The organism is Rhizobium sp. ARZ01 (assembly GCF_014851675.1).
In the GTDB taxonomy this organism is placed as follows: Bacteria; Pseudomonadota; Alphaproteobacteria; order Rhizobiales; family Rhizobiaceae; genus Mycoplana.
Genome location: NZ_JACVAE010000009.1, coordinates 1 through 495 on the forward strand (window position 1 = coordinate 1; position 495 = coordinate 495).

Below are 495 nucleotides of genomic sequence, written 5' to 3' on the forward strand. Positions count from 1 at the left end.
CGTGGGGAAGAAGAAGTGAAAGAGGGAAAGAGGGAAAGGGAGTGGGGGGAAAGGAGAAAGAGGTACCCGATGAGCACGAGCAGAAAGGAGATGCAGGGAGGGGAGAAGGGGAAAAGAGGGGGAGAGGAGGAAGAAAGGGGGAGGGAGAGGAAGAAAGGGAGAAGAAGGGAAAAAAGAAAGGAAGGGAGGAAGAGGTGGGGAGAGGGAGAGAGGAGAGAGAAGAGAAGGGGAGAAAGGGGAAAGAAGGGAAGAGGAGGAAGAGAGAGAAGAGGAAAGAAGGAGGGAAGAAAAGAAGAGAAAGGAAAGAAGGGAAAGGGAAGAAAAGAGGAAGGGAAGAAGGAAAGGAGAGAGAGGAGGGGGGGGAGAGGAAGGATAAAGGATGAAAAAGTGAAGACAAATTATCGAAAAAAGCTGTCAAATTAGGATAAGTGTAGGAGAAGAGGAAGTAAGGAAGGTACATGTGGAATTCGTAGCCGTTGACACGGAGGTTCAGAT

General features: G+C 49.3%; 1 protein-coding gene. It reads left to right on the forward strand.

The window, feature by feature from the left end; translation table 11 throughout:
• Positions 1–423: hypothetical protein (locus IB238_RS24280; RefSeq protein ID WP_210333715.1), on the forward strand; the 423-nt coding region annotated here is incomplete at its 5' end.
• Positions 424–495 lie beyond the last annotated feature (72 nt).